Here is a 12,668-nt window from a genome sequence, read left to right as displayed (position 1 = left end):
GAAGTCAGTAGTAGGTAAAGAGAACATAGCAAATAGAACAAAGAGAAAAGAATCAGAAGACATGAGCAATGACTTGAAATCTAAAACCTTTTAATAGCATTCCACGAATAACGAACAACAAAACACCAGCAACTAAAAAAGAGCCCAAAGGCAAGCAATTATAAAATCAACTCAGGTTCTTGTTTTTCGAGTTCAAGACGCTTTTTTGCTGAGGAAATGAGCGTTTTGGATAACCTTACGATATGATTTTGGAAGTAACGTTTACGCTTGTTTTGTGTATGAGTCATCACTATAACAACAAGATCCTGCTTAGGATGATATTCTATGCCATTTCTAAAACCATCCCAAAGTCCATTATGATAGATGACTGGTTCGCTTCCGTCTTTATCAATCCTAAACCCCATTCCGTAACGTTCATTTTTTCCACCCTCGTCACGTCCAAACATTAAGTCGACACTTTTTTTAGACAGTATTTTTCCATTCTTTAGATCTCGAAACCACACAAATAAATCGTGTGTAGAAGCATATACGCCTTTGTCTCCAAGGGCATTGTTATGAAAACCAGCAGGGAGATTTATCAAAGAATGCCTGTAGGGCTGGTAACCATTTAGGATGCTGGTTTTATTTAGTTCAGTTTTTTCTACAAAAGTTTCATCGAGGCAGAGTGGTTGTAAAAACTCCTCTCTCAAATAATCACCTAAAGGACGTTGACTCATTTGCTCCACAATAGCACCCAAAACGACATATCCTGTGTTGCTGTAACTGAAATATCTTCCAGAAGGAAAATTAAGCCTCGGAGCATGCGAATTAATCAAGTCAACCACTTCAAGATTATTGGGTGCGATATTTTCACCCCAGTATTGTTCTGTGAGATACATATAATTCCAAAGCCCGGATCTGTGCTTCAATAAATCTCTTACGGTTACGTCTTCAAACTTGAAATTCGGTAAATAACTAACCACAGGATGGTCAATATCTATGACTTTGTTTTCATGTAATTTTAAGATTGCAGCTGCTGTAAATTGCTTGCTGACAGAGGCTAATTGATAAGATAAGCCAGGTTGCATCGGGGCTTTTGTAATCGGGTTTTTATATCCAAAATCTTCCTTATACAGGATTTGGTCTTTGTAGGCAACCAGTACAGATCCATTTATCCTGTAGCGTTTGGCTTTCTTCTGAATTTGTTCCTGCAAAAGGTCTAACTCTTCAGAAAATAAGGAGTCATAGTCTGGAACTGAAGGTTTAGGCTGCTGCTCGATAACTGCCGGAATCTCTACGGAGCGGGTTTCAAAATTGCTAAAAGCAAAATTTTGAAACATAGTGTAGGATATGAGTACAGCCAGAGTGATAAACAAAGCCAGCCTTAAAAAAAATTTTGAGTTAAATTTCATCTCATACTTTAAAGTTCAAAGATTTGAAATTAATTTTAATTAAATAGATTGTTCATCAATTTTAACTAAATAATTAGACCAGGCTTTACAACTTAATAAGGGTTCAATATCATTAAAATCACTTAACTTAACTAAATTTAAGAAAAAAATGAAATTTCGTTTCAGTTTAAATTGGAGTGATATAAATTTAAACCTCTGTAAGGCGTTCATTCCAAACTTCAGATAGCTCTTTTAAAGATTCAAAAAGCACTTCAAAAGAGGAAATGACATAGTAATCCTCTTGCATAATATCAGTCCTAAAGACTTTTTGAACTATAGCTTCTATAGAGTAATCTAAAAAATTTGCCTTTTGTTCATGGATCTGATTGGTTTCTCCATAAGATGATAAAATCCCAGCGCCATAAGATTGAACTTTACCTTGTTCCTTAATTACACCAAACTCAATAGTAAACCAATATAAACGCTGCAATTGAAGAAGCTTTTCTGAATCATCAAGGAATTGGCAGCCCAGTTTTCCAAATTCGTGAACAAATTCAGAAAAAACAGGATTACTGAGCAAGGGGACATGGCCGTAAATATCATGAAACATATCAGGCTCTTCTAGATAGTCCAGGCTGTCCTTGGAGCGTAACCAGGTTGAGGAACTAAACTTGCGTTCAGCCAGGAGTTGAAAGAAATCCTGCACTGGTATAAGCCCGGGGACCACTTGTAATTCCCACTGGGTTTTGGTTTGAAACCATGCATTAATTTTTTTGAAATCTGGAATCTCATCAGCATTCAAAACCGGTGACATATGCTCCAGAGCCTGAATATACGCTCGAGAAGCTTTGCCAGGAATGTTACTCTGCTGTCTGGTAAACAATGTTTTCCAAACCCATAGATCTTCTTTTGTGTACTTAGACATGTCTTGCATCAGAATTGTTTTTAAAATAAAAATCCCGATTCAGTTTTGAATCGGGATGAGATAAAAGTTATAAAATAAATTATACCATTAGCCGATTCTAAAATTTAGAAGAGGATAATAGTAATAATATATGTTTGTATTAATCACAAGGCGAAATTAGATAAAATCTTAAAACAATCAAATCAACAAGTGTTAAACCTGTTTTTACTGGAATAAAGATGAAATTAACTTTTTTCAAAAGGAAGAATCCTGGTAGTCTAATTTTTGAACATTAAAAAAGGTCTTTCGAATTGAAAAGACCTTTTTTAAAATTAATACTCATTAATTTATAATTGCTTGATTTTTATATTTCTGAACCAGACATCGTCACCATGATCCTGTAAACCGATATATCCTTCTTTAGCAACATCAGCCCAGTTTTCATTTAATTCCGGAAATTTACTATTAGCCACATCTTCTTTCCATTGTGGGGTCCATAAATGGTATTCTACAACGGTTTCTCCATTTTGTTTATGAACTACTGTGCCATTATAAACTATAATCTCAACTGAATTCCATTCCCCAGCTGGTTTTGCATTTTGTGGTTCAGCCGGATAGATGTCATATAAGGATCCCGCTTTTCTATTCCCATCTGTACCTAACATGGCATCAGGGTGCTTTTCATTGTCAAGTACCTGCATCTCTGGAGCTGTTTTCCATATAAAATCATAGTCGTCTGACTCTTGACCTAAGTAAAAAATTCCTGAATTACCTCCTGTTGATATTTTCCATTCTAATTTTAAGTGGAAATTGTCGAATACTTCATCGTATAATATATCTCCGCCGTTTTCTGAACCTGCTTCACCTCTTCCAGAACCAGCCATAAAAAGAGTAGCTTCTTTTACCTTCCAATCACTAGGAAACACATCGGTGTTGTAACCTCTCCAGTTCTCACTGGTTTCACCATCGAAAAGAAGTTTCCAGCCTTCCTCTTTTTCTTCTTTAGATAAGGTATTAAGTTCACTTGCTTCGGTTACATCAGCCTCATTCGTTTTTTCAATTGACTCTTCAGCTTCTGCGTTCTTGTTTTCCTTTTTGTTAGTATCTCCACAAGAAAAAGCAATAAATGCAAAGGTTGTGAGTGCTAAAATTGTTTTTTTCATCTTCATTTGTTTTGTTTAAATTATAATTTTTTGACTTATGTTATTTGTTGAAACTAATTACCAAAAGTCCAGCATATCTCATATTAGTAAGACCAGCCTTTTCTGTAGCTTCGCTTCACATATTCTTCAGCTGCGTTTTTGGCATTGATGGTTTTATACTGCGTATCGAATTTTGGATCTCCATCTATCACTTTGAAGCTATCGGTACTTACCACTCTTATTTCTTCGTTTTCTCCAATATTAGTGATTTTCATGTTTTTGGCGTCCCATTCTAACTTTCTGCGTAAATCCTGTAACCTCACAGCAAGGTTACCTGCTACAACTACTTCGTTTAATGGTCCAGCATAAGCAAAATTAGAACTAGCTTCTACTCTTTTGTTTTTATCTTCTTTTGCTGCACGCACCCAATCCATTTCATGTCCGCCATCCATAGCATTTGGGATTCTGCGCAATTCACCAGTTGTAGGAGGCGGGTTATCTTCACGTCCTATAATAAAGGGGTTCATAGCATAAGTTCCGCAAATTAAGGTTCCTTTAGTGCCATAAAAAATAGCACCGCCCCAGCCTTGTTGATCGCCAGGATACATGCCAGGCTTCAAGCCTTCAGGCCTGTCTGGCTTTAATCCACCATCATACCAGGTAAATTCTACACCAGGCATATTTATCTTGCCTTTTTTAGGTCTTTCACCAAAATAGTAAGTGACTTTCTCTGCCACAGGTGCACTTTCCGTGTTTACTTGGGTAGAGGAAGCTTCAAATGCGTAAGGAAATCCTAGTTCTAAAGCTTTATATACAGGATCCATAATATGACAAGCCATATCTCCTAAAGCACCTGTTCCAAAATCCCACCAAGCTCTCCAATTCCAGGGTGTATATGCAGGATGGTAAGGCCTTTCTGCAGCGGGTCCTAAAAATAAATCCCAATCAAGGGTTTCTGGTACTGCATGTTTTTCAGTAGGTCTTTCTAAACCCTGAGGCCAAATCGGTCTGTCTGTCCAGGCATCCACCTTAGTTACTTCTCCTATCTCACCATTCCAAATCCATTCGCATACTTTGCGCATATCGTCAGAAGAATTTCCCTGGTTACCCATTTGAGTGGCAACTCCAGTAGATTCTGATAGTTCAGCTAGTTTTCTTGACTCATATACAGAGTGTGTAAGCGGTTTTTGTAAGTAAATATGCTTGCCTGCAGACATAGAATCTTTGGCGCTTACGTAATGCGTGTGGTCAGGTGTGCTGATCATGACCGCATCTATCTCTTTATCCATTTCCTCCAGCATTATTCTGTAATCCTTATATTTTTTGGCTTTTGGATAATCATCAAAACATCTTTTAGCATAAGACCAATCTACATCAGCCAGTGCAACAATGTTCTGAGAACTCATATTTCTTAGGTTACTACGGCCCATGCCCCCTACGCCAATACCGGCAATATTGAGCTTATCGCTAGGAGCTGTATAGCCTAAACCTGAAATGACATGACTTGGGACAATAGAGATTCCTGCAGTTGCCAAACTTATATTCCTTAAGAATTTACGTCTGGATAAATCGTTGTTTTCTTTAAAATTACTCATGTTTTAGTATTTTGGTAAGATAGATTCATAAAAACTTTTTTAAAAAATGGGAATGTGTTTTTGTAGATCAGCTTTATTTTGTTTTTATCTGAGATTACTTGTTCAAATCAGACTTAGTTTACTCATAACTAGTTTTAAATTTATACTCAAACGATATAGATAGAAGATTTACAATTAAAGTTTGATTTTCAATATTAGCAATTATATTATAAATTATTGCTTAAGACTTTAAATTTTTCTACAAAAAAATCGAAATTGATATGTGTTAAACTAAAAAAACATACATTAGAAGTTATATCATAGTGGTTAATTATAATTTTATTAAAAAAAGTATCAATGAAAAAAACTCATAATTGGGGAATTATTGGATTAGGGGGTATCGCTCACAAATTCGCCTCAGACTTACAGGATGTAAATGGTGCAAATCTTTATGGGGTAGCTTCTCGCTCTCTGCAAAAAGCTCAAAACTTTGCATCAGAGTTTAAGGTGGGCAATGCTTATGGATCTTATGAAGATTTAGTTCAAAACCCTGAGGTGGATATTATTTATATTGCCACACCACATGTCTTTCATTATGAACATACCATTATGTGTCTTGAGCATGGTAAAGCCGTTTTATGTGAAAAACCCATGGCAGTGAATGCTGTACTGCAGAAAATCATGATACAAAACTCAAAGCAAAATGCCTTGTTTTTGATGGAGGGGCTTTGGACCAATTTCATGCCTCATCTTCAAAAAGTGAATCAGCTAACCCAGGCTAAGACTTACGGGAAATGCCTTAAAGTTGAAGCTGATTTTTCTTTTAAAGCTGAATTTGATACAGAAAAACGTTTATTTAATAAAGACTTAGGTGGAGGAGCTTTGCTGGATATCGGTATTTATCCTGTGTACCTGGCCTTGAAGCTTTTGGGTACCCCTCAGGTCATCAAAGCGACTTGCGAGTTTTCGTCGACAGGAGTGGATACCTCCAATCAAATCCATTTTAAATATGCTTCAGGAGCAACTGCTCAGTTATCTTCCAGTTTTGCAAAATCGACACCTTCTAAAGCCAAAGTCTATTTTGAAAAGGCAACTGTTGAATTTGGTTCCAGATTTCATGAAACCGATAAACTTGACATTGAAACCAATTCTGGTGTAGATCATATAGATTTTAACTATCCATCTCATGGCTATCAGTTTGAAATTGAGCACGTCCAGGACTGTTTAGAAAAAGGCCTGACACAAAGCCCGGACTGGCCGCTCGATGCATCCCTAGAATTGATAGAAACCCTGGATAAAATTCGCGAAATAATAGGATTGGTTTATAAGGAAGATAAGAACTAACAAAACACAAAGTGGCAGAGCCGTTGCAGCATTTCTTTAGTTGTGATTTTAAAAGAGGTCGTATTGATTTATTTAACATTCATTACTAAAATCAATTAACACACTAGTTTTTATCTTATCAAAAAAATTGCACAAGCCTTACGATTTGCTAAATTTGCCGCAAATAAAGATTTTAGTAGAATTGACTTTTCAATTCTACTAAAATCTCCAATGACAAAGCACTATGTTGGAAGTTAAGCACATTCGCGCACATCAGGAAGACTACATTCAAGCGCTCAAAAAGAGAAATTTTGAGGCTGAAGCTGTTTTTGAATCTATTTTAAAATTAGATGAAAAACGTCGGGAGACTCAAAAACAACTGGACGAAATACTTTCAGAATCCAACAGGCTTTCCAAAGAAATCGGGATGCTTTTCAAGTCAGGTAAAAAGGAAAAAGCCAACGCCCATAAAGAAAAAACAGCCGGGCTAAAGGAAGATTCCAGTCGTCTTGGAGAAGTGATGAGTCAGGTAGGAACGGAATTACAGGCCTTGTTATACCAAGTCCCTAATATTCCTCATGCCTCTGTTCCTGCCGGGAAAAGCGAAGAGGATAATGAAGAGATTTTCAAAGAAGGAGATATACCTGTACTGGTAGAAAATGCACTTCCGCACTGGGAGCTGGCCAAAAAATATGACATCATAGATTTTGAGCTGGGTAATAAAATTACCGGTGCCGGATTTCCTGTGTATAAAGGAAAGGGTGCCAGACTGCAAAGAGCGCTTATTTCTTATTTCCTGGATAAAAATGTTGAAGCAGGTTACAGCGAAGTGCAGGTTCCGTTGTTGGTCAACGAAGCTTCCGGCTATGGTACAGGTCAGTTACCAGATAAAGAAGGACAGATGTATCATGTAGGTAACGATGATTTGTATTTAATACCAACGGCTGAAGTTCCTATTACCAACATTTACAGAGATGATTTACTGACTGAAAAGCAATTACCCATTCAGTTAACTGGGTATACGCCTTGTTTCAGGAGAGAAGCGGGGAGTTACGGTGCTCACGTTCGCGGACTCAACCGTTTGCATCAGTTTGATAAAGTAGAACTGGTCAATATTGTAAAGCCGGAAGAGTCTTATCAGGTTTTAGAGAACATGGTAGAACACGTCAAGTCGATTTTAAGAGACTTGAAACTGCCTTATCGTGTGTTGAGATTATGCGGTGGTGATCTTGGATTTACGTCTGCACTCACCTTTGACTTCGAATTATTTTCAACAGCTCAGGACCGCTGGCTTGAGATTTCTTCAGTTTCAAATTTTGAAACTTTTCAGGCTAATCGATTAAAGATTCGATACAAAGACTCTCATAATAAGAAATCTTTGGTGCATACCTTGAACGGAAGTTCGTTGGCTTTACCCAGAGTTTTGGCTGGTATTCTAGAAAACTACCAAACCGAAGAGGGGATTGTCATTCCCGAAGTCTTAAGGCCTTATACGGGGTTTGATAAAATTTCTTAAGGTTTTAGACCTCAGTATTAACTGATTGACACTTTAGAAATCTTTGTCAAAGATGTCGACGCCCTAAAATATTTGGGTAAATTTGGACATGCATTTAGAATTCCCCAGATCTTTTACACTAAAACCTTTTCTGACAATCCTGTCAATACTCGTCTTTAGCTTGAGTTTTGGTCAAAGCGAAGAGCTGGCCCAGAATTATTTTGATCAGGGGGAATATAAAAAAGCGGAAGCCATTTACGCGAAACTTCATAAATCCAGTCCGGCTCATCAAAATTGGTTGTTGGGTTATGTAGAATCTTTAGAAGCTTTGGAAAAGCTTGGACAGGCAGAATCGGTTCTGAAAAAATACCTGGCTGAGGTGGGAGAATATCCCAACATTCAGATAGAGCTTGGCTATTTGTACCAAAAGCAAAACGATACTTTAGTCGCTGATGACTATTATCAGCAAGCGATTTCTAAGGTAGAAAAGAGGCCTGCTTTTGCGTATGCGGTAGGAAATGCCTTTCAAAAATACGGCTTGTTGGATTTAGCAGCTCAAACTTATGAAACCGCTCAGCGCGTTGAGCCTAGAAGTAACTATAGAATTCAGCTGGCTAAAATTTACGGCGAGCAGAGTCGGCATAAAGAGATGTTCGAAAATTATATGGATTTGATTGTTGAGAACCCTAGTTACTTCGGAATTCTAAACAGAGATTTTTCACAATACATCACAGAAGATTCTGGGAATGAAGCCAATCTAACCTTAAGACGCGTTTTGTTGCGACGCAATCAAAAAAAACCTGATGTGATTTACAACCAGATGTTGAGCTGGTTGTTTGTTCAGCAGGAAGACTATTTCAAAGCTTTTGCTCAGGAAAGAGCAATTTTTCAACGTTTGGAGTCTAAATCTTTAAGTCGCCTGATTGATTTAGCACTGATTTCTAAAGAAAATGACGACTTATCCAGCGCCAGAGAAATGTTTGAGTTTGCTATCGCCAAGGCGGCAAGCCAACGCGATTTACGTTCAGCAGAACGACAACTTCTACTCATCAAAAGACTACAGGCTCAACCTGAAGATTACGATGAGATTGAATTAGGTTACAAGAATTTTATTGCCAAAATCGGCAGGAATAGAGATAGCTTTTTGATTCAAAAAGATCTGGCTGAATTTATGGCGTTTCAGAAAAAAGACATTGAAAAGGCACTGGAGCAAATCAAAATTATTGCAGAACAAAATCTATATCAGCAACAAGCGGCCGAATTAAAATTACTGGAAGCCGACTTGAAGGTGCAACAATCCAGATTTAACCAGGCTTTGTTGCTTTACACTCAGGTTGAAAAATTAATTCCCAACAGCGATATCGCACGAGAAGCCAAATTCAAAGTTGCGAAGACCAGTTATTTTATTGGAGATTTCGATTGGGCACTGACTCAGCTTGACGTCTTAAAATCATCAGCTTCTCAATTAACGTCCAACGATGCCCTGGAGTTATCTTTACTGATAAAAGACAACAGCCTGGAAGATTCTACACGAACAGATTTAAAGCTTGTAGCTAAAGCGGACCTGCTTCAATTTCAGAATAAACCAGAAGAGGCTTTAGCGATATTAAAAAACGTGCTTGTCGATCACAAATCACCATCCATTCTAGACGAAGTCTTGTTCAGAATTGCAAATCTGCAATTGGATAGCAACAGCCCTGATAATGCAATTCCGGTTTTGCAACGAATAGTTGATGAGTATAATGACAGGATTCTAGCTGACAATGCCAATTTCCTTCTTGGAAAATTGTACATGGATCAACTTGAAGAGCCGGAAAAGGCTAAAACTTATTTTGAAACTTTAATTTTTAATCATCCCGATAGCATTTACTTTGTAGAAGCCAGAAAACGCTTCCGAAAGCTAAGAGGAGATCAAATACAATGACATGTTTATTTATAATGTAACGACCAATATTGAAGAAAATGTCCACGATGAGTGGGTCAACTGGATGAAAAACAAGCACATTCCTTCCATGCTTAACACAGGAAAGTTTGTGAGTGCCACCATGAGTCGAGTGGATGTGGTAGAGTCTATGGGAGGAATCACCTATTCTGTGCAGTATAAAATTAAAGATAAAGCTACCCTGGAGCGCTATTTTGAAGAAGATGCCGAAGAATTACGAGCACAGACCAAGCCTTTTGAAGGTCAGTTTGTGAGTTTTAAAACCGAAATGGAAATTGTACACGAGCAGTAATGAGCAATAAGGAAAGAACATCTATAGACGACGAAGTTTTTAAAGCCAATTTTGAACAAGGCGTTCGTGAGGTAAAAGCCAAGAAACATCTGGGTCAGCATTTTCTGACCGATGAAGAAATTTCTGAGCGTATTGCCCAGACCTTGCAAAAAGACAATTATAACAATCTGCTGGAAATTGGACCAGGAACGGGTGTGCTTACCAAATATTTACTCAACACATACGACCGATTTGTGGCTATGGACCTCGATAGAGAATCTATTGCTTATCTCAATTCTACCTTCAAAGCAGAACATGACATTCAGGATAAACCAAAAGCACTAAACGTCGTTGAGGCAGATTTTCTAAAAGTAGATTTAAGCGTTTATTTTGGTGAGGAGCAGTTTGCCATCATTGGAAACTTTCCTTATAACATTTCAACTCAAATTGTCTTCAAAGCTTTAGAAAACAAACAACGCATTCCAGAATTCTCTGGTATGTTTCAGAAAGAAGTTGCCGAGCGCATTTGTGCTAAGGAGGGCAGTAAAACCTATGGTATTTTATCGGTTTTGGTACAGGCCTTTTATACGGCCGAGTACTTATTTACCGTTCCGCCAGAAGCTTTTGATCCGCCACCCAAAATCCACAGCGGGGTGCTGAGGTTGCAGCGCAAAGAAAATTACGAATTGCCTTGTGAAGAAAAGAAGCTTCGCGATGTGGTGAAAACCGCTTTTCAGCAGCGTAGAAAAACCTTGCGCAATAGCTTAAAAAAATTCAACTTATCACCAGAATTACGAGAAGATTCTATATTTGCGAAGCGTCCAGAACAATTAAGTGTGGAGCAGTTTATTGAGTTGACCCTAAAAATAAGCAAAGATGCCATTTGAACTCACCAAAGAATTAATTGAGAAGATAGAATCTCTTATTGAGGAGAAGAATGACCAGGAGTTAGAATCTCACCTGGAAGAATATCACCATGCTGATATTGCTGAAATTCTGGATGAATTAAGCCTTGATGATGCGACTTATATCATTAAACTTTTAGGAAGTGATCAGACTTCCGAGGTTTTGATGGAAATGGATGATGATGACCGGGAAAAGATTCTGAGAAACCTTAACGCGAAGGAAATTGCAGAGGAAATTGAGGAAATGGATACCGATGATGCTGCGGATATTGTTTCAGAATTATCAGAAGATATCAAGTCTCAGGTCATCTCCAATATCAAGGATAAAACACACGCCGAAAACATCGTGGAACTTCTCAAATATGATGAAGATTCTGCAGGGGGATTGATGGCGAAAGAGTTGATAAAAGTCAACGAAAACTGGAGCGTCACCGGGTGCATGACCGAAATGCGAAACCAGGCCGAAAACGTGACTCGAGTTCATTCCATCTATGTAGTGGATAACAAAGGAAAATTAAAAGGGAGACTTTCCCTCAAAGATCTCATCACCGCGCCAAGCAAAGCTGAAATCGGCGATGTGTACATCAGAAATGTAGATTATGTGGATGTGCATACACCGGGAGATGAAGTGGCCAGAGTGATGCAAAAATACGATCTGGAGGCCATTCCTGTGGTCGATGAATTTGGACGACTGGTTGGACGAATTACCGTAGATGATATTATCGATTTTATAAAAGAAGAAGCTGAAAAGGATTACCAGATGGCCGCTGGTATTTCTGAAGATGTAGAAGCCGATTCAACCATCTGGCAGCTCACCAGAGCCAGATTACCATGGCTTATTTTAGGACTTTTTGGGGGGTTGGGAGCCGTGTATGTGATGCAGGGCTTTGATTCTGCGTTGGAGAAATATCAAATCCTATTCTTTTTTACACCGCTTATCGCGGCCATGGCAGGAAATGTTGGCGTGCAGTCCTCTGCAATTATCGTGCAAGGTCTGGCCAACGATTCGGTAAGAGACAGTCTGGTAAAGCGGTTGCTCAAAGAAGTGACCCTTAGCATCATTAACGGGACGGCTCTTGGTTTGCTGGTTATTGGTTTTGGAGCTATCACCTCCATGGCATTTTTGGTGAGTATCACTATCGCCATTTCAATTTTATCGGTCATTATTATGGCAGCTTTAATAGGAACCTTTGTGCCTATTATTTTAAACAACAGAGGGATTGACCCGGCCATTGCCACAGGACCTTTTATCACGACCAGCAACGATATTCTTGGGATTCTAGCCTACTTTTACATCGCCAAGTTAATTCTGAACTTCTAAAACATGACACCTCTTCCTTTTCACCGGGACTTAAGAGTAACCAGGGAACATCTGGATGAGCAAAACCACGTGAATAACCTGGAATACATGAAGTGGGTGTTAGAGATTTCAGAAGCACACTGGGTGGCCAAAACGCCTTTAGACATCAGAGAAAACTACGTCTGGTTTGTCCTGGACCACTACATCCAATACAGGCGGCAGGCCTTTCTGGGCGAAGAATTGACAGTAACCACCTGGATAGAAAATTATTCCAAAGTCAAGTCGGAGCGCCACGTGAAAATCACTAGAAAATCCGATGCCAAAACCATAGTAGAAGCTCGGACCAACTGGTGTTTCGTAGATCAGCACACCAAAAAACCAACACGCATTACCTCTGAGGTGGTAAAACCTTATTTTGAATTTGAATCTGCTTAGCTTTATG

The 12,668-nt window shown here is 38.5% G+C and carries 11 protein-coding genes; 7 read left to right on the top strand and 4 right to left on the bottom strand.

The features are described 5' to 3' along the window. Positions 1–158 precede the first annotated feature (158 nt). From LB450_RS09275 to LB450_RS09260, 4 genes are all read right to left on the bottom strand, one after another. The gene (locus LB450_RS09275) at positions 159–1,391 is read right to left on the bottom strand and encodes a serine hydrolase domain-containing protein (RefSeq protein WP_224487635.1); all 1,233 of its coding nucleotides are present in this window, start codon (positions 1,389–1,391) and stop codon (positions 159–161) included. Between the two features lie 187 nt (positions 1,392–1,578). Next, positions 1,579–2,304: a phenylalanine-4-hydroxylase gene (locus LB450_RS09270; protein ID WP_262902916.1), complete on the bottom strand. Its 726-nt coding sequence runs from the start codon at positions 2,302–2,304 to the stop codon at positions 1,579–1,581. Positions 2,305–2,621: 317 nt separating this feature from the next. Beyond that, a complete protein-coding gene (locus tag LB450_RS09265) occupies positions 2,622–3,437 on the bottom strand; it encodes a 3-keto-disaccharide hydrolase (protein WP_224487634.1) in 816 nt (271 codons plus the stop codon). Positions 3,438–3,520: 83 nt separating this feature from the next. Further along, on the bottom strand, positions 3,521–5,011 hold the full coding sequence (locus tag LB450_RS09260; protein ID WP_224487633.1) for a Gfo/Idh/MocA family protein: 1,491 nt from the start codon (positions 5,009–5,011) through the stop codon (positions 3,521–3,523). Positions 5,012–5,347: 336 nt separating this feature from the next. On the opposite strand from LB450_RS09260, the gene LB450_RS09255 reads away from it, so the two are divergent. From LB450_RS09255 to LB450_RS09225, 7 genes are all read left to right on the top strand, one after another. Next, the gene (locus tag LB450_RS09255) at positions 5,348–6,334 is read left to right on the top strand and encodes a Gfo/Idh/MocA family protein (protein WP_224487632.1); all 987 of its coding nucleotides are present in this window, start codon (positions 5,348–5,350) and stop codon (positions 6,332–6,334) included. A 223-nt stretch (positions 6,335–6,557) separates the two neighbouring features. After that, a complete protein-coding gene (serS, locus tag LB450_RS09250) occupies positions 6,558–7,829 on the top strand; it encodes a serine--tRNA ligase (RefSeq protein WP_224487631.1) in 1,272 nt (423 codons plus the stop codon). A gap of 88 nt (positions 7,830–7,917) precedes the next feature. After that, entirely contained in the window at positions 7,918–9,732 is a 1,815-nt protein-coding gene (locus LB450_RS09245; RefSeq protein ID WP_224487630.1) for a tetratricopeptide repeat protein, read from the top strand. 1 nt (position 9,733) lies between these two features. Next, the gene (locus tag LB450_RS09240) at positions 9,734–10,042 is read left to right on the top strand and encodes a DUF4286 family protein (RefSeq protein ID WP_224487629.1); all 309 of its coding nucleotides are present in this window, start codon (positions 9,734–9,736) and stop codon (positions 10,040–10,042) included. Continuing rightward, positions 10,042–10,908, top strand: a complete 867-nt coding sequence (gene rsmA / locus LB450_RS09235; RefSeq protein ID WP_224487628.1) for a 16S rRNA (adenine(1518)-N(6)/adenine(1519)-N(6))-dimethyltransferase RsmA — start codon at positions 10,042–10,044, stop codon at positions 10,906–10,908. The genes LB450_RS09240 and rsmA overlap by 1 nt, the downstream gene beginning before the upstream one ends. Beyond that, positions 10,898–12,247, top strand: a complete 1,350-nt coding sequence (gene mgtE, locus LB450_RS09230; protein ID WP_224487627.1) for a magnesium transporter — start codon at positions 10,898–10,900, stop codon at positions 12,245–12,247. Before rsmA ends, mgtE begins: the two co-directional genes overlap by 11 nt. Positions 12,248–12,250: 3 nt before the next feature. Beyond that, complete coding sequence (locus LB450_RS09225) at positions 12,251–12,661, top strand: acyl-CoA thioesterase (protein WP_224487626.1); 411 nt, start codon at positions 12,251–12,253, stop codon at positions 12,659–12,661. Positions 12,662–12,668 lie beyond the last annotated feature (7 nt).

This window comes from Psychroflexus curvus (assembly GCF_020164585.1).
GTDB lineage: Bacteria > Bacteroidota > Bacteroidia > Flavobacteriales > Flavobacteriaceae > Psychroflexus > Psychroflexus curvus.
Note: the sequence above shows the minus strand (reverse complement) of the source record. Positions and strands in the feature narration are given on the sequence as shown.

What these genes read in the sequence shown, in the direction of transcription:
- LB450_RS09275 (WP_224487635.1), bottom strand. Translation starts at nt 1,391, where the DNA reads ATGAAATTTAACTCAAAATTTTTTTTAAGGCTGGCTTTGTTTATCACT.
- LB450_RS09270 (WP_262902916.1), bottom strand. Translation starts at nt 2,304, where the DNA reads ATGCAAGACATGTCTAAGTACACAAAAGAAGATCTATGGGTTTGGAAA.
- LB450_RS09265 (WP_224487634.1), bottom strand. Translation starts at nt 3,437, where the DNA reads ATGAAAAAAACAATTTTAGCACTCACAACCTTTGCATTTATTGCTTTT.
- LB450_RS09260 (WP_224487633.1), bottom strand. Translation starts at nt 5,011, where the DNA reads ATGAGTAATTTTAAAGAAAACAACGATTTATCCAGACGTAAATTCTTA.
- LB450_RS09255 (WP_224487632.1), top strand. Translation starts at nt 5,348, where the DNA reads ATGAAAAAAACTCATAATTGGGGAATTATTGGATTAGGGGGTATCGCT.
- serS (WP_224487631.1), top strand. Translation starts at nt 6,558, where the DNA reads ATGTTGGAAGTTAAGCACATTCGCGCACATCAGGAAGACTACATTCAA.
- LB450_RS09245 (WP_224487630.1), top strand. Translation starts at nt 7,918, where the DNA reads ATGCATTTAGAATTCCCCAGATCTTTTACACTAAAACCTTTTCTGACA.
- LB450_RS09240 (WP_224487629.1), top strand. Translation starts at nt 9,734, where the DNA reads ATGTTTATTTATAATGTAACGACCAATATTGAAGAAAATGTCCACGAT.
- rsmA (WP_224487628.1), top strand. Translation starts at nt 10,042, where the DNA reads ATGAGCAATAAGGAAAGAACATCTATAGACGACGAAGTTTTTAAAGCC.
- mgtE (WP_224487627.1), top strand. Translation starts at nt 10,898, where the DNA reads ATGCCATTTGAACTCACCAAAGAATTAATTGAGAAGATAGAATCTCTT.
- LB450_RS09225 (WP_224487626.1), top strand. Translation starts at nt 12,251, where the DNA reads ATGACACCTCTTCCTTTTCACCGGGACTTAAGAGTAACCAGGGAACAT.